This is a genomic window from Burkholderia sp. KJ006 (assembly GCF_000262695.1).
Lineage (GTDB): Bacteria > Pseudomonadota > Gammaproteobacteria > Burkholderiales > Burkholderiaceae > Burkholderia > Burkholderia vietnamiensis.
In genome coordinates, this window is sequence record NC_017921.1 from 575,731 (window position 1) to 596,463 (window position 20,733).

At 67.9% G+C, this 20,733-nt stretch carries 19 protein-coding genes; 12 read left to right on the forward strand and 7 right to left on the reverse strand.

Going from position 1 to position 20,733, the window contains the following annotated elements; translation table 11 throughout:
• Positions 1–134 precede the first annotated feature (134 nt).
• Positions 135–491 carry an arsenate reductase (glutaredoxin) gene (gene arsC, locus MYA_RS16705; RefSeq protein ID WP_014724258.1) on the forward strand — a complete coding sequence of 119 codons (357 nt, stop codon included), beginning with the start codon at positions 135–137 and terminating at the stop codon, positions 489–491.
• A gap of 184 nt (positions 492–675) precedes the next feature.
• Here the strand turns inward: arsC and MYA_RS29970 are convergent, their stop codons facing one another.
• Both MYA_RS29970 and MYA_RS16710 read right to left on the reverse strand, forming a co-directional pair.
• The gene (locus tag MYA_RS29970) at positions 676–885 is read right to left on the reverse strand and encodes a zf-HC2 domain-containing protein (RefSeq protein WP_011881139.1); all 210 of its coding nucleotides are present in this window, start codon (positions 883–885) and stop codon (positions 676–678) included.
• Entirely contained in the window at positions 866–1,462 is a 597-nt protein-coding gene (locus tag MYA_RS16710; protein ID WP_011881140.1) for an RNA polymerase factor sigma-70, read from the reverse strand. Before MYA_RS16710 ends, MYA_RS29970 begins: the two co-directional genes overlap by 20 nt.
• 361 nt (positions 1,463–1,823) lie before the next feature.
• On the opposite strand from MYA_RS16710, the gene MYA_RS16715 reads away from it, so the two are divergent.
• A complete protein-coding gene (locus MYA_RS16715) occupies positions 1,824–2,378 on the forward strand; it encodes an NADPH-dependent FMN reductase (RefSeq protein ID WP_011881141.1) in 555 nt (184 codons plus the stop codon).
• 56 nt (positions 2,379–2,434) lie between these two features.
• On the opposite strand, the gene MYA_RS16720 is transcribed toward MYA_RS16715, so the two are convergent.
• A complete protein-coding gene (locus MYA_RS16720; protein WP_014724259.1) occupies positions 2,435–4,681 on the reverse strand; it encodes a hybrid sensor histidine kinase/response regulator in 2,247 nt (748 codons plus the stop codon).
• A gap of 468 nt (positions 4,682–5,149) precedes the next feature.
• Here MYA_RS16720 and MYA_RS16725 point away from each other — a divergent pair, with 468 nt between their 5' ends.
• From MYA_RS16725 to MYA_RS16735, 3 genes are read left to right on the forward strand one after another with little or no spacing between them, the layout of a single operon-like run.
• A complete protein-coding gene (locus MYA_RS16725; RefSeq protein ID WP_011881143.1) occupies positions 5,150–5,518 on the forward strand; it encodes a response regulator in 369 nt (122 codons plus the stop codon).
• Entirely contained in the window at positions 5,511–6,137 is a 627-nt protein-coding gene (locus MYA_RS16730; RefSeq protein WP_011881144.1) for a chemotaxis protein CheC, read from the forward strand. Before MYA_RS16725 ends, MYA_RS16730 begins: the two co-directional genes overlap by 8 nt.
• Complete coding sequence (locus tag MYA_RS16735; protein ID WP_011881145.1) at positions 6,134–7,075, forward strand: GGDEF domain-containing protein; 942 nt, start codon at positions 6,134–6,136, stop codon at positions 7,073–7,075. Before MYA_RS16730 ends, MYA_RS16735 begins: the two co-directional genes overlap by 4 nt.
• A gap of 47 nt (positions 7,076–7,122) precedes the next feature.
• Here the strand turns inward: MYA_RS16735 and MYA_RS16740 are convergent, their stop codons facing one another.
• Positions 7,123–8,007 (reverse strand): alpha/beta fold hydrolase, encoded by an 885-nt coding sequence (locus MYA_RS16740; RefSeq protein WP_014724261.1) that lies wholly within the window; start codon positions 8,005–8,007, stop codon positions 7,123–7,125.
• 211 nt (positions 8,008–8,218) lie between these two features.
• On the opposite strand from MYA_RS16740, the gene MYA_RS16745 reads away from it, so the two are divergent.
• From MYA_RS16745 to MYA_RS16770, 6 genes are all read left to right on the forward strand, one after another.
• Positions 8,219–8,551: a hypothetical protein gene (locus MYA_RS16745; RefSeq protein ID WP_011881147.1), complete on the forward strand. Its 333-nt coding sequence runs from the start codon at positions 8,219–8,221 to the stop codon at positions 8,549–8,551.
• Between the two features lie 251 nt (positions 8,552–8,802).
• A complete protein-coding gene (hpnD, locus tag MYA_RS16750; RefSeq protein ID WP_014724262.1) occupies positions 8,803–9,651 on the forward strand; it encodes a presqualene diphosphate synthase HpnD in 849 nt (282 codons plus the stop codon).
• Between the two features lie 4 nt (positions 9,652–9,655).
• Positions 9,656–10,912 carry a hydroxysqualene dehydroxylase HpnE gene (hpnE, locus tag MYA_RS16755; protein ID WP_014724263.1) on the forward strand — a complete coding sequence of 419 codons (1,257 nt, stop codon included), beginning with the start codon at positions 9,656–9,658 and terminating at the stop codon, positions 10,910–10,912.
• A gap of 15 nt (positions 10,913–10,927) precedes the next feature.
• Positions 10,928–12,901, forward strand: coding sequence for a squalene--hopene cyclase (gene shc / locus MYA_RS16760; protein ID WP_014724264.1), 1,974 nt, complete (start codon positions 10,928–10,930; stop codon positions 12,899–12,901).
• Between the two features lie 3 nt (positions 12,902–12,904).
• On the forward strand, positions 12,905–13,612 hold the full coding sequence (locus MYA_RS16765) for a phosphorylase (protein ID WP_014724265.1): 708 nt from the start codon (positions 12,905–12,907) through the stop codon (positions 13,610–13,612).
• 187 nt (positions 13,613–13,799) lie between these two features.
• Complete coding sequence (locus tag MYA_RS16770) at positions 13,800–14,963, forward strand: GGDEF domain-containing protein (RefSeq protein ID WP_041494039.1); 1,164 nt, start codon at positions 13,800–13,802, stop codon at positions 14,961–14,963.
• 234 nt (positions 14,964–15,197) lie between these two features.
• Here MYA_RS16770 and MYA_RS16775 read toward each other — a convergent pair whose 3' ends face one another.
• The gene (locus MYA_RS16775) at positions 15,198–16,265 is read right to left on the reverse strand and encodes an MlaA family lipoprotein (protein ID WP_041494040.1); all 1,068 of its coding nucleotides are present in this window, start codon (positions 16,263–16,265) and stop codon (positions 15,198–15,200) included.
• Complete coding sequence (locus tag MYA_RS16780; protein WP_014724268.1) at positions 16,258–18,891, reverse strand: MMPL family transporter; 2,634 nt, start codon at positions 18,889–18,891, stop codon at positions 16,258–16,260. Before MYA_RS16780 ends, MYA_RS16775 begins: the two co-directional genes overlap by 8 nt.
• A 328-nt stretch (positions 18,892–19,219) precedes the next feature.
• On the opposite strand from MYA_RS16780, the gene MYA_RS16785 reads away from it, so the two are divergent.
• A complete protein-coding gene (locus MYA_RS16785; protein WP_014724269.1) occupies positions 19,220–19,816 on the forward strand; it encodes an MlaC/ttg2D family ABC transporter substrate-binding protein in 597 nt (198 codons plus the stop codon).
• Between the two features lie 247 nt (positions 19,817–20,063).
• On the opposite strand, the gene MYA_RS16790 is transcribed toward MYA_RS16785, so the two are convergent.
• Complete coding sequence (locus MYA_RS16790; protein ID WP_011881156.1) at positions 20,064–20,708, reverse strand: response regulator; 645 nt, start codon at positions 20,706–20,708, stop codon at positions 20,064–20,066.
• Positions 20,709–20,733: the final 25 nt, after the last annotated feature.

The following is a 20,733-nucleotide window of genomic DNA, read 5'->3' on the forward strand; positions in this document are numbered from 1 at the left end:
CAAGCGCCCCCATCTCTCCAGGCAGACGTCTCGCCACGCGAAACGCGGCCTCCCATCCCCTACTGCCTGCCTGAAGCGCTTGCACCGAGACTAGCTACAATACGCCCCTCCCTCTCCCGCAGCCCTTCTGAACGATGATCACGATCTACCACAACCCACGCTGCTCAAAATCCCGCGAAACGCTCGCGCTCGTCGAGTCGTTGAATGCCGCTGGCATGCCACTGAACGTCATCGAATATCTGAAAACGCCACCTACGGTCGAAGAACTGGAAGCCCTGCATCGCCAGCTCGGCTGCGCCGTGCGCGACATGCTCCGCGATGGCGAGGAGCCGTACAAGACGTTGGACCTGGGCCGCGCAAACCTGACGGACGCGGAGGCTTATGAAGCCATCGCCGCGCATCCGGTGTTGCTGCAGCGGCCGATCGTCGTATATGGAGGCAAGGCCGCCATTGGTCGTCCGCCCGAGTTGGTGCGCGCGCTTTTCGAATAATTTCTATAATGTATATTCGACATATCACATCAACCAGGCGCATAGACACCCGGTTGATGTGCAGCACGCACCGACTCCACCTGCTCGGGCACGGCACGGCCGCGACGCCTTCAACAACGGCGGCCACAACAGCCCCAAACCCACCACCACGTGCGCTTGTCGACAAAAACGACGACGCGGCCCGTCACCCTTCCCCGCCACCCGGCGCGCCGCCCTCGCCCCCCGCCGCCGCACGCGCGGCCACCCGCAGCACCGCGATCTGCCCGCGATAGGCCCTGCATCCGCTGCAGCCCGGCAGATGCATGCGCACGCGCATACGCTCATGAAGCGTCAACGGACGGTCGAGCGCATCCGACAGCAGGCGCGTCACGTCCTTACATTTCCCCGGCAGCATCTTCGGTCGTCAGTCCTTTTTCGCTGAGGCACGTGCGCAGGCGCGTGCGCGCCCGATACAGCAGCACGCTGCAATGATTGGCGGTCAATGTGAGTTCGCTGCAGATGTCGTCGATCTCGACATCGAGGAATTCACGCATCATGAATACGCGGCCGATGTTTTCCGGCAGATGGTCGAGACACGCCTGGAACAGCGTCCAGAACTGCCGTTGCTGCAGCAGTGTCTCGGGGCGAGGCCATGGCCGCGGCTTCGTATGCGCGGCCCAGTGTCCGTTGTCCTGGAACAACTCGCGATCGAGCACGGATTCGCCGTCTAGCTCCGCATCGAGCGCGGTGAGGCTCACCGTCCGCTGCCGCGCGCGCAGGATGTCGACCAGCTTGTTGCGCAGGATCCCGAACACCCAGGTCTTGTGCGCGGACCGTCCCGCAAAGTCACCCGCATGCGACCATGCGGCGGCCAGCGCCTCCTGCACGGCATCCTCGGACGCATCGGCGTCGCGCAGTTGCAGCCGCGCGAAGCGCAACAGGTCGCGCCGCAGTTGGGCGAGATAAACGGGATCGTCGTACGTGGACGGCATGGCGGCGGGTCGAAAGTCTCTTGTACCGATTGCGTCCGGCGAGCCCGGCGCATCGCGGTGCCAGCAGCTTACTGGGCGCGGCACCGCGCGGCAATCTTCCGTCGCGCACTCGTGATCCGTCTCGGCCCACTACGCTATGCTTGCCCTAACCCGCGCAGCGTGCCGCGCATTCGGGCGGCGAGCGGTGGGTAACATCAGACCTTAACGCCGAAGTTATCCACAATTTCTGTGGAAAACCTTGTGGAAAGCCGGCCGCCCGGCCCCGTGGGATGGCTCACGGGCTGGCTTGCCTATAAACAGACCTTTGTCGCCTGCTCGGAAGCAATCGAGCGGATTCCCTACCCATCGGAAGGAGAAAGCCATGTCTCATCGCATTGCGGTCGTCGTCGGCAGTCTGCGTCGCGGTTCGTGGAATCGCGCACTGGCGCACGCCGTGATTTCGCTCGCGCCCGCCGATTTCTCGTTCGAGTTCGTCGAGATCGGCGAGCTGCCGCTGTACAGCCAGGATTACGACGCAGATTTCCCGGAAGTCGCGAAGCGTTTCAAACAGTCGATCGAAGCGGCCGACGCGCTGCTGTTCGTCACGCCCGAATACAACCGCTCGATTCCCGGCGTGCTGAAGAACGCGCTCGACTGGGGCTCGCGCCCGTGGGGGCACAACTCGTGGTCGGGCAAGCCGGGCGCGGTGCTCGGCACGTCGCCGGGCGCGGTCGGCACGGCGCTCGCGCAGCAGCACCTGCGCAACGTGCTCGCGTATCTCGACGTGAAGATGCTCACGCAACCGGAAATGTTCATCAAGCACGATCCGTCACGTATCGACGACGAAGGCCGCATCGTCAGCGACGACACGCGTACGTTCCTGCAAGGCTTCGTCGACCGCTACGCCGATTGGGTGCGCACGCTCAAGGCCGCCTGACCGCGTTGCCCGTCCCGCGAGCGGCGCCCATGCGCGGCTCGCTCCTCGCGCGCAGGTCAGCGGCCGTCGTGCCGCGCATCGTCGCGCGCTTCGCGAATGCCCAGCAGAATCTCGTCGAGCAGCGCAATGTCGAACGGCTTCGACAGTACGCGTACATTGACGGTGCGCGTGCGGTCGAGCTCCTCGGCGTAACCGGTCACCAGGATCACGGGCAGCTTGTCCGGGCGTTTGCCGACCGCCTCGGCGAGGTCGATGCCGTTCAGGCGGCCCGGCATGTGGATATCCGAAATCACCAGATCGAATGCGTCGTTCGCGGCGACGCCCTCGATCAGGCGCAACGCGTCGTCGGCGGTGGGTGCATAGGTCACGCGATGTCCGAGCAGCGTGAGCAGCGCCTCGGTGCCGGCCGCGACCTCGCCATTGTCTTCCACCAGCAGCACGTGCAGGCCCGTGAGCGCGCCGCCGTCGTGTACCGCGGCCGGCGGCCGCACGACGATGTCCTCGGCGCGCGCACGCGGAAGATAGAGACGCACCGACGTGCCGGCGCCGACCGCGCTGTCGATCGTCGCGAGGCCGCCGGAGCGTTCGCAGAACGCGAATACCTGCGGCAGCCCGAGGCCGGTGCCCATTCCCTGCCCCTTCGTCGTGAACAGCGGCTCGAACGCGCGCGCCAGCACGTCGGGCGCCATGCCGATGCCCGTATCGTCGAGCGAGATCTGCACGAAGTCGCCGGTCAGCGGAAAGCCGTCCTCGCGGCGCAGCGTCACGTTGCGTGCGCCGACCGTGAAGCGGCCGCCAGCCGGCATCGCGTCGCGCGCGTTGACGGCGAGGTTGATGACGGCAAGCTCGAGCTCCGCGACGTCGATGCGCACGGGCCACACGCCCGGCTCGATCGCGACGACCAGCGACGACTTCGAGCCGAGCGACGTCTTCAGCAGTTCACGGCACGTGCCGAGCCACTGGCCGACGTCGATCGTCTCGTTGTGCAGCGGCTGCTTGCGCGCGACGCCGAGCAGCTGGCGCGTGAGCGACTGGCCGTTCTTCAACGCGCGCTCGATTGCACCGAGTTCCTTGTCGAGCTGCGCGACGCCGCGCCGCCGCACGATCTGCACGTTGCTCGAGATGATCATCAACAGGTTGTTGAAGTCGTGCGCGACGCTGCCGACCAGGTTGCCGAGCGCCTGCATCTTGCGCGACTGCCGGTACGCCGATTCGATCGAGCGCCGCATCGACGCCTCCGCCTGCCAGCGGTCCCACGCCTGCTCTTCGGCCTTCAACCGCTTCAGCGACAGCCAGATCACCCACCACAGCGCGATCGACGGCGCGAACATCGAGATGAACAGCACGCTCAGATGCTCGTACCACTCGTGCCAGATCGCCGAGGTCCGATACGCGCAGGTGACGTACACCGGATAGCTGCCGACCTGCCGGTACGCGACGATCTCGCTGCCGGCGCCGTCGTGCCCGACCCGCACGACGCCCGCGCGTGGATCGTTGTGCGGGTTGCCGAAGGTGGCCGTGCGATCGGTGTGCGCGAGCGACGGCGGCGGCGGATACGAGGCGATCACGGCGCCGTCGGAACGCGCGAGCGCCATCGTCATCGGGGTGGCCGAGCCGCCGAGCAGGTTGCGGTAGAACGCATTGAAATACGACGACTTCAGCGCGATCGACACCATGCCGGCGAACGAGCCGTCGCTGTGTCGGCGTGCGACGCCCGTGTTGAACACGGGGATGTTCTCGAGCTTGAGCGGCCCCATCATCAGCCGCGAGATGTGCTCGATGACCTTGCCGTCGCGGATGCCGACGAAATCGTCGCGGTTCGCGATCGACGCGTACGGCGCAGGATAGTAGAGACTGTTCGCGAGCAGCATGCCGCTCGCGCCGAAGATCGACACGGCCGCCACCTGCGGATAGCCGCCGCCGATCGTGTTCAACGCCTCGTGGATGTCGGATTCCTGGCGGCGCACGGTCGCGTCGTCCATGTCCTGCACGAGATCGACGATGCGCGCATCGAGCGTCTCGGTCAGATCGAACACTTTAAGCGCATGTTCTTCCGCCACGCGCACGGTGCGCATCGTCACGTCGCTCGCTGCCGCTTCGCGCGCCTTCAGGTCGTTGTACGCCATCACCGACACGTAAATGCACGGCAGCACGATCGCCGCCACCAGCAGCACGATCAGCGTCACGCGCCGGACCGCAAAATCGTGCTCGGGCGCGCCGGACGCGTAGGCGCCGTCGTCCTGCCAGTCGTCGGCGGGTGTGGCGGCGGGAGGGCGGGAATCGGCGGGACGTTCGGACGTCATTGAACAGGGCGACGAGGCTGGAGTGCCCCATCATAAACGAGTTGTGCACGCCCACCGTCTCGCCCGGACGCACCCGCAAACCTGTCGAATCCGACAGGGCTGCATTGAAAGAATGAAAACGCTATGAATCCGGCAGCGCAAACGTACACAAGGAAAAATTTTGCGTGCTTATCTCGAAAATGATCGAGCCTGTTTCGACAACGCGCGGAGATCGGACCGATTCTGTTCGAAATGGTGAAAATGGCGAGTTGCACCGCCTCCGGTTTACTCCGAGAATCGCCCCTTGCTTTCCCTATGACAGATACATGCGCCCGCCGGCGATTGCGGCGCGGTGTGTCGCGTGCTTCGTGCCGCGCCGCCCGCGTGCGATTGCAAGGCGGTGCCAGCGTTTGATTGCACGGCGCCTCAAGAACGGCGCCGAGCGGTCGTTAACGCGAGAGAGACCATTCCGTACACCGCTTCGCTGCCATGCCTTTGCCGATCGTGATCGCCGACGACTCCTTGCTCGCCCGCAAGCTTTTGACCAAGGCGTTGCCGGGAGACTGGGACGTTGACGTAGCATATGCGGCGAATGGTCATGAGGCCCTGGCGCTCTATCGTGACGGCAAAGCTTCCGTAATGTTTCTGGACCTGACGATGCCCGACATGACTGGCTATCAGGTCCTCGAGACACTGCGCCACGAAGATCTGAACACGTTCGTGATCGTGGTATCCGCCGATATTCAGCCGCAGGCGCGAGCCCGCGTGCGCGAACTCGGCGCGATCGCATTCGTAGCCAAGCCCGTGACGTCGGAGGCATTGCTGCCCATTCTCAAGGAGTATGGGTTGTATGCCTGAATCGGTGTTCACGGCGGAGCAACGCGACGCGTTGCAGGAAATCGCCAACCTCGCGATGGGTCGTGCCGCTGCACGGCTCGCGCTGCTGCTCGGCCACTTCATCGAGCTGTCGGTCCCGCGCGTGCGGGTCGTCGGGGCGTCGGAAGCCGGCGCCGCGCTGCGCGAGATGACGGGGATTCACGAGAACGTGACGGCCGTACGCCAGGGCTTCCGTTCCGACATCAAGGGCGAGGCGATCGTGCTGTGCCGCACCGCCGGCGTCGCGCGGCTCATGTCGCTGATGGAGCGCACGTTCGGCGACGGCGTGTATGCCGGCATGGCGACGCAGGACGAACTCGTGTTCGACGTCGCCAACGTGCTGATGAGCGCGTGCGTCGCGTCGATTCTCGACGAACTCGGCCGCAAGCCGGTGTTCTTCCCGCCCGGGCTGCTGGGCGCGAACGTGTCGTTCGAGGACGTATTCCAGCCGAACGCGCTCGCATGGAGCGTCGCGTTGCTGCTGGAAGTGAACTTCGGCCTCGAGGATCACGGGTTCCGCGCGCACTTCGTGATGCTGATGGCCGAGGATTCGATCCGGCTGATGGGCGACGCGCTCGACGCGTTGCTGTCCGCGCTATGAATACCGCCGGCACGCCGTCGTTGAGCGATCTCGTGATCGAGCGGGTCGGTTTCGGCCTGTTCGTGCTGGATCGCGCGATGAACGTGCTGATGTGGAACCGCTTCATGCAGGACCACAGCGGCACGGTGGCCGCCGACGTGATCGGCCGCAACCTGTTCGACTGCTTTCCGGATCTGCCGCGCGCGTGGCTCGAGCGCAAGCTCCAGAGCGTGTTCCAGCTCGGCAGCTTCGCGTTCAGCTCGTGGGAGCAGCGGCCCTACCTGTTTCGCTTCGAGCACGACCGGCCGATCACCGGCGGCGTCGACTACATGCAGCAGGACTGCACGTTCATGCCGCTCACGCGCGGCCGCGACGTCGAGGCCGTGTGCGTGACGATCTCGGACGTCACGCACGTGAGCGTGATGCAGCGCGAGCGCGAGGAGGCGGTCGCGAAGCTGCGCGAACACGCGAACGTCGACGGCCTGACCGGCATCGCGAACCGGCGCTACTTCGAGGCGCGGCTCGGCGACGAATTCGCGCGCTGGCAGCGCTACGGCGGCGACCTGTCGGTGCTGCTGTTCGATCTCGATCACTTCAAGACGATCAACGACCGCTTCGGGCATGCCGTCGGCGACGCGGTGCTGCGCGAGACCGCGCGCCGCGTGGCGTCGATCGTGCGCGCCCAGGACACGTTCGGCCGCTTCGGCGGCGAGGAATTCGCGCTGCTGCTGCCCTGCACGAATCTCGACGAGGCGCTGCTCGTCGCCGACAAGGTGCGCGACGCGATCGGCAGCACGCCGGTCGAGGCGGAAGGCGTCAGCGTGGCGGTGACCGCGAGCGTCGGCGCCGCGTATGCGACGCCGGGTCTCGCATCGTGCGACGTGCTCGTCAACGGGGCCGACACCGCGCTGTATCGTGCGAAGCGGCTCGGACGCGACCGCTCGGTCGCGTTCGGCTGAGCGCGGCGGCGCGGCGCGCAGCACTCGCATCGCGCGAGGCGCGCGGCTCAGCTTTTCGCGATATCCGCCAGCACGCCGGCGAGCACGGCCGGCTGCGACATGAACGGCGAATGGCTGCTGTCGAGCTGGTGTACGTGGGTCGGATTGTCGGGCGCGAATGCATCGGCTTCGTCGATGAAGCGTTGTTGCAACGCGGGCAGCAGCACGCGGTCGGCCAGGCACTTGATGTAATGGCGATCGATCGCGCCCCAGCGCGCGGCGCTGGTCGGGATCGCGGTGGCGAACGGCGCGGCCGGCACGTCGCAGGTCATCAGGTTCGCGACTGCGTCGAAATCGGCTTGCGGCACGTCGTCGTACAGCGCCTGTTTCAACTGCGCGCGATAGGCCGCATCGCCGCTGCGCGGATCGATCCGCAGCGCGCCGGTCACGCGCGGGCTCGCCAGCATCAGCGCGCCGAGCATGTCGCCGTGGTTCTCCGGCGCACGCACGTAGTCGAGGCCGGGCACGCCCGACGCGGGCATGAACGCCGCGAGATAGACGAGCTTCGCGATCTTCTCCGGCGCGCGTTCCGCGGCGGCCGTGATCGCGAGGCCGCCCATGCTGTGCCCGACCAGAACGACCTTGCCGCGGCCGAGCGCATACGCGTCGTCGACGGCCTGCAGCACCTGCATCGCGTAGTCGTCGAGCGTGGTGTTCGCGACCGGCGACGGCTCCGCGCCGAACGCGTCCTTGTCGAGCGGGCGTGCGAGATACGACGCGGGAAAGCGGGCGTTGATGCCGTGCGCGGGCAGGTCGCGCGCGATCGACAGATAGCCGCGCGCGGCCAGCGCGGCCGCGACCGGCGCATAGGACCATGCGCCGTGCCACGCACCGTGCACGAGCACGAAAACGGGATGGTTGGACTGCTGGGCGGCGGTTACGTTCGTCTCCATGGCGTTCGTCTTGTTCGAGAGAGGTGTCCATCTTAGACGATGCGGCGCGCGTGCAAGCATGCGGACGCACATCGCGGCACGCGCCCGCCCCGCCGTTGCGTTGCGCGCGAAATGGCGCTATTTTGTGTCGTACAGATCACATTTCATAGTGATCTGATTTCAATATGTCACGAAGCGCGCCAATTTGGCGCTTTCGTTCCGATTGCGCCCCATGAACGTCGACTATCTCTTCTACCGCAAGCCGGACAAGCCCGGCCCCTATTCCCTCGACGATCTTGGCGACGTCGCGCCGCCGATCGGCCCGACAGACGCCGTGCGTGCGGGCATCACGCGCGTGTTCGACGAGATCGACTGGCACGAATCGCCCGACGTGCCCGGCGCGTGGTTCGGCACCGGCGCGTCGTCGTTCCAGTTCACCGCGGAGCCCGACGGCCGCGTGACGAGCTTCATGGGTTCGCGGCTCGACCGTCGCGCGATGCTGCAACTCACGCGGGAAATGGGCCTCATCGCGCTCGACCTGCAGCGCGACATCGTTTACGGCTGAGGCCGCCCCGATGCCATTGCACGCGGGCGCCCGCCGCGCAGGCCCCGCGCGGCGGCCCGCGACGCGCGGAGAGTCTCCGCCATCGAACTTCAAAGATTGCTATACTTTCGCCCAATTCCGGCTTCCGGCCGGTAATTTATGCCTGTCTGCGTCGATCGTTCGCATATCTCGCACGCATCCGACGCCCTGACCAACCCAGCCGGGCCTGGCCTCTTCAATCGCCCCGCGTGGGTGTCTCCGTGGAGCTCGTCTTGGCCGTTTCCAATCTCGTCGTGGACGAACAAGAAACCGACGCCGCTGCCGTCACATCGGGCAGCTCCTTCTATCTGGCGATGCGCATCCTGCCGGCCGCGCAGCGCGACGCGATGTTCCAGGTCTACGCGTTCTGCCGCGCCGTCGACGACATCGCCGACAGCGACCTGCCGCGCGCCGAGCGCAACGCGGGCCTCGACCGCTGGCGCGCGGACATCGACGCGTGCTTCGCCGGCCAGCCGCCGCGCCATCTGGTTGCGCTCGAGCGCGAGATCCGCGCGTTCGACCTGCGCCGCGAAGACTTTCACGCCATGATCGACGGCATGGCGATGGACGCCGCCGAGGATATCTGCGCGCCCGACGAGCCGACGCTCGACCTGTTCTGCGATCGCGTCGCCAGCGCGGCCGGCCGCTTGTCGGTGAGGATTTTCGGGATCCCCGAAGCGGAAGGCATCGAGCTGTCGCACCATCTCGGCCGCGCGTTGCAGCTGACGAACATCCTGCGCGACATCGACGACGACGCGGCGATCAACCGCTGCTATCTGCCGCGCGAGCTGCTCGCGCGCGAGGGCATCGCGATCGCCGATCCCGCGACGATCGTGCGCGACCCGGCGCTGCCGCGCGTGTGCGCGACGCTCGTCGAACGCGCGCTCGCGCACTTCCGCGCCGCCGATGCGGTGATGGACACCTGCACGCGCGCGCAGGTGAAGGCGCCGCGCATCATGTCGGGCGCGTATCGCTGCATTCTGGAAGCCGCGATCGCGCGCGGTTTCGCGTATCCGCGCGCGCCGCTGCGCAAGCCGAAGGCGCGCATGCTGATGATCGCCGCGCGCTACGCGCTGTTCTGAGCCGATGCCCAGAACCGTCCACGTGATCGGTGCAGGACTCGCCGGCCTGTCGGCCGCCGTCGAGCTGCAACGCCGCGGGCGGCGCATCGTGCTGCACGACGCGCATGCGCAGGCGGGCGGCCGTTGCCGCTCGTGGTTCGACGGGATGCTGAACACGACGCTCGACAGCGGGCTGCATCAGGTGTTCGCGGGACAGACGGCGACGCAGCGCTATCTGCGCGGGATCGGCGCGGCCGACCAGCTGACGGGGCCGGCGCTCGCCGAATACCCGGTGGTCGACGTCGCGTCGCAGCAGCGCTGGACGCTGCGCTTCGGCACCGGACACTGGCCGGCCTGGCTGTTCGACGCCGCTTCGCGCGCACCGGGCACCACGCCGCTCGACTACGCGGCGCTCGCTGCGCTCGCGTTCGCGCGCCCGGGCCGCTCGCTCGCGCAGACGATGCGATGCGACGGCGTGCTGTGGGACCGCTGGCTGCGGCCGTATTTCCTCGCGGCGCTGAATGTCGAGCCGCGCCACGCGAGCGCGGAGCTCGCGCTTGCGGTGCTGTGCGGGATGTTTGCCGCGGGCGGCGCGGGCTGCCGGCCGCTCGTCGCGCGCCACGGGCTCGGCAGCGCGTTCGTCGAGCCGGCGCTGCGGATGCTGCAGCACGGCGGCGCGCAGATCCGGCTGAACTCGCGGCTCGATGCACTCGAATTCGGCGCGCACGGCAATGCGCTCGACGCGGTCGCGATCGGCGGCGAGCGCATCGATCTCGCGCCGGGCGACGCGGTCGTGCTGGCCGTGCCGCCCGAGGTCGCGCAGCCGCTCGTGCCCGAGCTCACCGCGCCCGATGCGTTCAGCGCGGTCGTGACCGCGTATTTCGCGCACGACACGCCGGCGGCAGGCAGTGCGCTGCAGACGACGGTCGTCAACGGCGTCGTCGACGCGGTGCGCAGCGGCGCCGGCGCGCTCGCCGCGACGATCCGCGATGCGGGCCGCTGGCTCGACATGCCGCGCGATGCGCTCGCGCGGCGCATCTGGGAAGATGTCGCGCGCGTGAGCGGCGCGCGTCCGGAACCGCTTCCCGCGTGGCAGCTCGTGGTCGAGCCGCGCGCGGGCTTTGCGGCGGTGCCGTCGCAGGAAATGAAACGTCCGGCCGTGCGCACGCGCTGGACCAATCTCGTGCTGGCGGGCGACTGGATTGCCACCGGTTTGCCCGCCACGATCGAGGGCGCGATCCGTTCCGGCCAGCTGGCCGCGGACGTGCTCCAGACACAGTAAGCAACAGAGGGACCGATGAACGATCTCACCGATATGGCTAACCTGTCCGCCGGCACCGTGCCGGCCGGACTCGACGCGTCCGTCGCCCGCGCGACCGACGCGCTGCTGGCCGCACAGAACGCGGACGGACACTGGGTCTACGAACTCGAAGCCGATTCGACGATTCCCGCCGAATACGTGCTGCTCGTCCACTTTCTCGGCGAGACGCCGAATCTCGAGCTCGAACAGAAGATCGGCCGCTATCTGCGCCGCATCCAGCAGGCCGACGGCGGCTGGCCGCTGTTCACCGACGGCGCGCCGAACGTTAGCGCGAGCGTGAAGGCGTATTTCGCGCTGAAGGTGATCGGCGACGACGAGAATGCCGAGCACATGCAGCGCGCGCGGCGCGCGATCCACGCGATGGGCGGCGCCGAGATGTCGAACGTGTTCACGCGCATCCAGCTCGCGCTGTTCGGCGCGATTCCGTGGCGCGCGGTGCCGATGATGCCGGTCGAGATCATGCTGCTGCCGCAGTGGTTCCCGTTCCACCTGTCGAAGGTGTCGTACTGGGCGCGCACCGTGATCGTGCCGCTGCTGGTGCTGAACGCGAAGCGTCCGCTCGCGAAGAACCCGCGCGGCGTGCGGATCGACGAGCTGTTCATCGACCCGCCGGTCAACGCCGGGCTGCTGCCGCGTCAGGGCCACCAGAGCCCCGGCTGGTTCGCCTTCTTCCGCGTGGTCGACCATGCGCTGCGCGCGGCGGACGGCCTGTTCCCGAGCTACACGCGCGAACGCGCGATCCGCCAGGCCGTGTCGTTCGTCGACGAGCGCCTGAACGGCGAGGACGGGCTCGGCGCGATCTATCCGGCGATGGCCAACGCGGTGATGATGTACGACGTGCTCGGCTATCCCGAAGATCATCCGAATCGGGCGATCGCGCGCAAGTCGATCGAGAAGCTGCTCGTCGTGCACGACGACGAAGCGTATTGCCAGCCGTGCCTGTCGCCGGTGTGGGACACGTCGCTCGTCGCGCATGCGCTGCTCGAAACCGGCGACGCGCGTGCGGAGCAAGCTGTGCTGCGCGGCCTCGACTGGCTGCGTCCGCTGCAGATCCTCGACGTGCGCGGCGACTGGATCTCGCGCCGTCCGAACGTGCGCCCCGGCGGCTGGGCGTTCCAGTACGCGAACGCGCACTACCCCGACGTCGACGACACGGCCGTGGTCGTGATGGCGATGGATCGTGCGCAGAAGCTGCAGAACACGGACACGTATCGCGAATCGATCGCGCGCGCGCGCGAATGGGTCGTCGGCATGCAGAGCAGCGACGGCGGCTGGGGCGCGTTCGAGCCGGAAAACACGCAGTACTACCTGAACAACATCCCGTTCTCCGATCATGGCGCGCTGCTCGATCCGCCGACGGCCGACGTGTCGGGCCGTTGCCTGTCGATGCTGGCGCAGCTCGGCGAAAGCGCGCTGAGCAGCGAGCCGGCCCGCCGCGCGCTCGACTACATGCTCAAGGAGCAGGAGCCGGACGGCAGCTGGTACGGGCGCTGGGGGATGAACTACGTGTACGGCACGTGGACGGCCCTGTGCTCGCTGAACGCGGCCGGCCTCGGGCCGGAAGATCCGCGCGTGAAGCGCGCCGCACAGTGGCTGCTGTCGATCCAGAACAAGGACGGCGGCTGGGGCGAGGACGGCGACAGCTACAAGCTCAACTACCGCGGCTTCGAACCGGCGCCGAGCACGGCGTCGCAGACCGCGTGGGCGCTGCTCGGCCTGATGGCCGCCGGTGAAGTGAACCACCCGGCCGTCGAGCGCGGGATCGGCTACCTGATCGCGCAGCAGAACGACGAAGGCCTGTGGGACGAGACGCGCTTCACGGCGACCGGCTTCCCGCGCGTGTTCTATCTGCGCTACCACGGCTATCGCAAGTTCTTCCCGCTGTGGGCGCTCGCGCGCTATCGCAACCTGAAGCGCGCCAACGCGACGCGCGTGACGGTCGGGATCTGACGCGTGGCTGCGACGCTGCACACCGGCACGTTGCCCGTCATCGCCGTCACGGGGATGGCGTTCGAGGCGCGCATCGCGCGCGGTCACGGCGTCGAGGCCGTATTCGCCGCGCGCGCCGACCGGCTCGAGCGCGCGCTCGCCGAGGCGACCGCGCGCGGTTGTGCGGGCATCGTGAGCTTCGGCACGGCGGGCGGGCTCGCGCCCGATCTGGCGCCGGGCGCGCTCGTGATCGCGGACGCGATCGACGGGCCGTTCGGCCGCGTGCAGACCGATGCGGCCTGGAGCACGCGGCTCGTCGCCGCGTTGCACGACACGCCGGTGTGGTCGCGCGTCACGCGCGGCACGATGGCGGCCGTCGGCGCACCGGTGGTCAGCGAGCAGGAAAAGACGTCGCTGCATCGCGCCAAGGGCGCGCTCGCGGTCGACATGGAATCGCATATCGCAGCCGCGTTCGCGGCGTCGCGCGGCGTGCCGTTCGCGGTGTGCCGCGCGATCGTCGATCCCGCCTGGCGCACGCTGCCGCGCGCGGCGACGGCCGGGCTGCGCGACGACGGCAGCACGGCCATCCTGCCGATCCTGCGCGAACTGCTGAAGCAGCCGTCGCAGCTCGGCCCGCTGCTGCAGGTGGCCGCCGACGCGCGCGCGGCGCGCACGACATTGATCCAGGCGCGGCACGCGTTCGAGCGTGCGGGCGCGATGCGGATGGTCTGAGCGGCGCGCGCCGCGTTTCGTTTCTCGTGCCGCTGCATTGCCTGATTTCGCGCACGCGCACACGAGCGTCGTTCGCGGAAAACCGGGCGTCGGGATTGCGGCTGCCGCGATGAGCAGCACATCGTCGTCGAGATTCGCGCCGCGTTCCGCGGTAATCTGGCGAACCCCGATTTGGTCTACGACTGACATGCTCGATCCTGCCATGGCTATCGCCACGTCCGCACTCATGAGCGCGGTGCTGCTGGTGCTGCTCGGTTCGCTGCTCCGATCGGGGATACCGGGCGTGCTCGAATGGTTCGCCGCCAATGTCGCGACCGTCATCGCTCTGCCGCTGTTCCTGATGCGGTTCAGGATTCCCGACACGCTGTCCGTCGTTGCTGCAAACATGCTGATGGCATGGGCGGCCGTTGCCTACTACGCCGGCTGTGCCCGTTTTCTGGGGCGTCCGGCCCACTGGCCGGTGCTGACGGTTTCCCTTCTGCCGCTGGGAATCGCGCTCGTCTACTGGCGCTATGCGGTCGACAGCATTCCGCTTCGTGTACTCGTCACCACGCTGTTCACTGCTGCGGTTTGCATCGCGGTCGCGCTTCTGGTGCTCCGGCACCGCCCGTCCGGACGATCGGCCTATTCCTATCGCGTGACCGCCGCGATGGCATTCCTCTTCGCGTTATGCCAGATCGCGCGCGGGATCTATTTCATGACGCTGGACGAAGCGTCGAGCCCGCTGATGTTCGCCTCCACCGGCAACGTGATCTTGCTGGTCGCGGCCGCGGCGATCATGCCGACGCTATCGATGTCCTCGATGATGATGGTGCACGACGTACTGCTCGCCGACGCGCGCGAGGCCGCGAACCGCGACTTCCTCACCGGCGCGCTTTCGCGCAAGGGCTTTGAAGCCGTTGCACACGTCCAGTTGGCGGAAGCGGGCAGGCAGGGTTCGCCGACCGCGCTGCTGATCGTCGATCTCGATCATTTCAAGGCGATCAACGATACGCTCGGCCATGCTGGCGGGGACGCCGTGCTGCGCGAATTCGTCCGCGTGACGCAGATGCAACTGAGGCGTGGCGACGTGCTTGGCCGCATGGGCGGCGAAGAATTTGCCGTGCTGCTGCCGGCAACGGCGCTGGACGACGCGCGGGCCATCGCGGAGCGGCTGCGCCATGCAGTCGCTGCCCAGCCCATGACGACCGCCGCCGGGCCGTGTCGATACAGCATCAGTTGCGGCGTGGCCGGCTGGCGAGCGGGCGAAACCCTGGACCACCTGAGCGCGAGAGCGGACGCAGCCCTCTACGAGGCGAAGCGCTCGGGACGCAACCGGGTGTGCCTTCACGGGGACCTCGCCATCGTGTAACGGCGAGCGGTTGCGCTGCGCGTCGGGCACGCGTGCGGGGGCTTCTACACGGCTTCGTGACGGCGACCTGGTAGCGATCTCGCGGGCTTGCTCGAACGGATCGCGCCATACCGCGTCAACCATGCTGCCGCCCAAAAAACAAAACCCCATGTTCCGAGAAACATGGGGTTCGTCGACGGTTCGAGCGCTGCATGATGCAGCGCTCGCCGGCATTGCGGCCGGCGCGGTGCCGCGTTACTGCGCGGCAGGCGCGCTCGCGGGGAGCGTCGGCATTGCCGGCGCGATCGGTGCGCCGTTGGCGGCCGGCGCAGTCGTTGCGCCGGTCGACGCCGATGCAGGCGTTGCCGGCGCCGCAGCGGGTGCTGCAGACACAGCAGGCACGGCGGACGCGGCAGGCACGGCGGAAGCAGCCGCCGCGCTCGCAGGCATCGCACTGTCCGCGCCCGGATCGTCGTACTGCGGCAAGCCGGCCGCGGCCGGCGCATTGTTCGGCGCTGCACCCGCTGCGCCGCCCGCGTCGCCCGGATCTTCGTAATTCGGCAGCCCCGGCGCGGACGGCGCGGCCGCCGGCGCCGCGCCCGATTCATCGGGCTGCGCGTAGTTCGGCGCTTCGGCCGACGCCGATTCGCCGTGGAACGTGAGCGACTTGCGCTGCTGCAGATACGCATCGCGGACGAACGAGTACGGATCGAGCGCCGCCTGCTTCAGCAGATCGGTCGCGCCGAGCAGGTCCGAACGCGCGCTGACGAACTGCGCGATGTACATCGGATTGCGCACGGCCGGCTCGATGTAGTTGAGCAGGTTGAAGCGCACGTCGACCGCGCGGCCGACGCCGTCGCGGATCGTGCTCGGCCCGAACACCGGCAGCACCAGGTACGGACCGGCCGGCATGCCCCAGCGCGCCATCGTCAGCCCGAAGTCCTGGTGATGCTTCGGCAGCCCTGCGGGCGTCGCGATGTCGATCAGGCCGCCGACGCCGAATACCGAGTTCATCGCGACGCGCATCAGATCCTGCGTCGCGTCGGTAATGCGCAGCTGCAACAGGTTGTTCGCGATGTTGCCGAGGTCGCCGAGGTTCGAGAAGAAGTTGCTGATCGCGGTACGCAGCGGCGTCGGCGTGATCTTCTGATAGCCCTTCGCGATCGGCTGGGCGATGTGCGTGTCGACCGTGTCGTTGAACGTGTACACCGCTCGATTCACCGGCTCGAACGGGTCGTTGGGGTTGCGGTTCGGGCCCGTCGCGCAGCCGCTCAGCAGAGCGCCGGCGGCGACGGTCACCGTCATGATTCGCACCTTATTCATTGTTTCCTTGCGATTGGTTCTTGACGCGCTTCACGCGCGGTTTGCCCATCAGAACGGGCTGAAATACCACGGCGCCGATCAGCGTGCAGGTCAACGCGAGCGCGAGCAGCTTGCCCATGCTCGACGTGCCCGGATGGTGCGATAGCCACAGGCTGCCGAACGCGGTCGCCGTCGTCGCGGCGCTGAACAGCACCGCGTGCGTGAGGCTCGAATGCAGCAGCCCCGTCTGCCCGGCGCGCCACGCCATCACGAAGTACACCTTGAACGCGACGCCGACGCCGAGCATCAGCGGCAGCGCGATGATGTTCGCGAAGTTCAGCGACATGCCGAGCACGACGCACATCTCGAGCGTCACGAGCCCCGACACGAGCAGCGGCACCAGCGTGCGCAGCACGTCGCCGAAGCGGCGCAGCGTGATCCACAACAGGATCGTGATCGAGATGATCGACCACAGCGCCGCGTGCTGGAACGCCTTGATGATCGTCTCCGCGGAATGCAGGATCGAGATCGGGCCGCCGATCGCGCCCGGCTCGGCCGCCTTCACGGCCTTCGCGAAGCGGCGCAGCATCGTGTCGTCGTTCGGGTCGACGCCCTTCGGCACCTTCGGCGAAATCTGCACGAGCGCGTGGCCGTCCGGCGCGACCCAGTCGCGCACCAGTTGCGGCGGCAACGATTCGCGCGTCACGTCCTGCGGTTGCAGCAGCGTCGCGAGCTGCTCGAGCGCGATACGCAGCGTGTCGGCGAACGCGTGTTCGGCGCGATCGCGCGTCGCGGCGTCGGCTGCGGCGAGCTTCGCGAGCGATGCCGACAAGTGCTGCGCGGCGGCCGCGCCCGGGCCCGGATGATCTTCCGCCGCGTAGCTCAGCAGGTCCGACACGCGCTTGAGCGCGGCGACGCGCTGCGCGTCGGTGGCGGGCGGCGCGGCCGGCTGCGTGAGCGCGGGCAGCAGATCGCTCGCGGCCGCGGCGATCGCCGCGCGCTTCTCCGGCTGGTCGGTCGGAATGAACGTCGACAGCGTCGTCGTGCGCCCCACTTCCGGCAGCGCGTCGAGGCGCTTGGCGGCCGCGTCGGCCGCGGCCAGCGACGGCGCGAGCAGCGTGACGTCGTTGACGGCCGCTTCGGGCGAATCCTTCAGCGCGAGCAGCGTCGCCATCGATTCGCTGTGCGGATCCTTCAGATGCAGCGGGTTGAAGTCGAAGCGCAGGAACAGCAGCAGCGGCAGCGCGCCGATCACGACGCCGAGCGTGCCGATCAGGATCGGCTTGCGATGGCGATCGAGGAAATCGTCGACCGGCGCGAGCCACGGGAAGCCCGGCGTCTTCGATTCGCCCGGCGGCGCGAACAGGCGCAGCAGCGCCGGCAGCAGCGTGAGCGTGCTCAGCAGCGCGATGAACATCCCGACGCCCGCGATCAGGCCGAGCTCGGACACGCCGCGATAGGCGGTCGGAATGAACGAGAAGAAGCTCGCCGCGACCGCCGTGGTCGCGAGCGCGAGCGGCATGCCCATCGAGTGCGCGGCGCCGATCAGCGCGTGATCGATGCGCGGGTCGCGGAAGCGTTCCTCGCGGTACTTCACGCCGTACTGGATCGAGAAATCGACGCCGAGGCCGACGAACAGCACCATGAACGCGACCGAGATCATGTTCAGCGAACCGACCATCGCGAGGCCGAGCGCGGCCGTCACGACGAGGCCGACGAACAGCGTGACCAGCACCGAGCCGATCATCCGCTTGGAGCGCAGCGCGAGCCACAGGATCACGAGCACCGCGAGCAGCGTGAGCACGCCGTTGAGCGCGGCGCCGTCTTCGACCGACGCGAATTCGTCGTCGGCGAGCGGCTGCTCGCCGGTGATGCGCACGACCGCGCCATAGCGTTGCGTGAGGTCGAGCGCCTTCGCGGTGTCGCGGATCACCTGCGTGGCTTGGGCGCCGGCCTTCAGCGCGCCGTAGTTCACGACCGGCTGCACCGTGACGAACGCGCGCGCCGGCTGCCGTGCGGCGTCGGCGTCGACCAGCCCGCGCCACGAGAACGCGGCCGGCTTGCCGGCCAGCACGTCGTCGACCGTCGCGGCGCTGCGCGCGAGCAGCTTGGCCATCTCGGGCAGCTTTACCTGGCCGGTCAGCAGCGGCTGGCCGAGCAGCGTGGACAGCGTCGTCGCGAGGCCCGTCAGGCTCGGGTTCTTCGCGAGCTCGTTGACGAGCGGCCGCGCGCTCGCGAGTTGCGTCGTCGTGTCCGACACTTCCTGCGGCGACAGGAACAACAGGCCGTTGTGCTCGAAGAACGGCCCGCCGCCGGGCTCGGCGACCTGGCCGATGCGACCCGCGTCGGACTGCTTTTGCAGCGCGCCGGTGAGTGCGTGCGCGGCGGCCGTCGCGAACTCGGGCGCGGGCGCCTCGACGACCGCGAGGATCGTGCCGTTACGTTGCGGGAACGCGTTGTCGACCGCCTGACCCAGCGCGGCCCATTGCGGCTCGGCATCGACGAGCTTGCTGATGTCCGTGTTGATCTTGAAGTGCTGTGCCACGTACACGCCGCTGCATGCGGCAATGACGAGCGACAGCACGACGACCAGGACGGGGCGGCGTACCGACCATGCAACGAGTCGGATGATGAGAGATGTCACCATTTGGCGGTGGGGAGCGGCTGGCAAGGGCAAAGCAACGAGTATACCGGCGCAACGTGCGCTCGGTCGTGACGATGGCTCGTAAAGGGGCGGGAAGGATATTTGCTCCGCATAGCGGGAATCGGCCCCGCGCACCGGCAATTGGTAAGCGTGTGCTTAATAATCGGCACGCCTCGCCGCGCTATGCAGCGGCTGTGACAAAGGGGGCTGAAAGGTAACAGTCGGTCACGGCACGGCAGGCGCGCGTGCGGGCCGCTATACTTCGATCCACCGGCCGCTGCAATCGGTGCAATGCGCCGGCCGTTTTTTCTCATCGAGTGCGAATATCCGTATGAAACGTCATCTGTTTGCTTTCGTCGCGGCGGCCGCCGTGTCGGTTTCCGCTTTCGCGCAGAGCGCGCCGGTCGACGTCGTCCGCAATGCGGTCGAAGGCACCGTCAATGCGATGAAGGCCGATCCGGTCGCGCGCAGCGGCAACATGGCGAAGGTCACGCAAGTCGTCGAGCAGCGCTTCCTGCCCGCGACGAACTTCGAGCGCACGACGCGCATCGCGGTCGGCGATGCCTGGAAGCAGGCGAACCCGCAACAGCAGGAGGAGCTGTACAAGCAGTTCAAGCTGCTGATGACGCGCACCTATGCGGCGTCGCTCGCGCAGCTCGGCAGCCAGGACGCGAAGTTCTCGTTCAAGGCTGGCGGTGCATCGGGCGCCGATGCGCTGGTGCAATCGACGGTGACGACGCCCGGCGACAGCCAGTCGGTCGGCTACCGGCTCGGCAAGGTCGGCAACGACTGGAAGATCTACGACATCGACATGTCGGGCGCATGGCTGATCCAGGTCTATCAGGGCCAGTTCAAGAGCCAGCTCGCGTCGGGCGGCATCGACGGCTTGATCGCGTATCTGCAGAAGCACAACGCGCGCACGAACTGAGCGACGCGCTCGGTCGGTCCGTATGAATCAAGGGCGCTCCAGGGCGCCCTTTTTCATTGGCGTGCGGCCGAAATCCAGCGGGCGTGCGCAAGCGGTCGACGGGGTAGCACACGTCGCGTGAACGGGGCGATGCCGTGGCGGGCCATCCGCTCGGCAGGCGACGGCCTTCTTTTGCCGCCGCCGCCGCGCATGGCGACTGCGCGACGGTGGAACTGCCACGCGACGCACGCGCGCCCTGCCCGCCCCGCTACCGCCGCCGATGCTCGACCGCGAACTTGATCAACTCCGCCTGCCCTTCGATGTCGAGCTTGCGTTTCAGATTGAGCCGGTGCGTCTCGACCGTGCGCACCGACAGCCCCGTCTGCTGCGCGATCTGCTTGCTCGACAGCCCCTCGGCCAGCGCGTCGAGGATGTCGCGTTCGCGCGGCGTCAGCCGGTCGAGCGGCGACGCGGTCGCGCTCGCGTGGATCATCCGCGCGGCCAGCCCTTCGCTGAAAAACGTCTGCCCGGCCAGCACCGCGCCGATCGCGCGCACGATCTCGCTCGCGGGCGAATCCTTCAGCAGATAACCGCTCGCGCCGGCGCGCACCGCTTGTGTCACGTATTCGAGGTTGTCGTGCATCGACAGCATCAGCACGCGAATCGCCGGAAAGCGTTCGTGGAAGACGCCGGCAAGCGTGATGCCGTTCATCCCGTTCATGCCGACGTCCATCAGCGCGAGATCAGGCTCGAGCGACGCGGCGAGCGCGAGCGCCTCGTCCGCGTTGCCGGCTTCGCCGACCACGGACAGGTCGGCGGCCTCGAGCCGCATCCGCAGCCCGTCGCGCACCAGCGGGTGATCGTCGACGAGCAGCAGTCGGGCGGCGGGCCGGGCGGTGTCGGGTGGGCTCATCGGCAAAGGTCTCCGGTTATGGTGG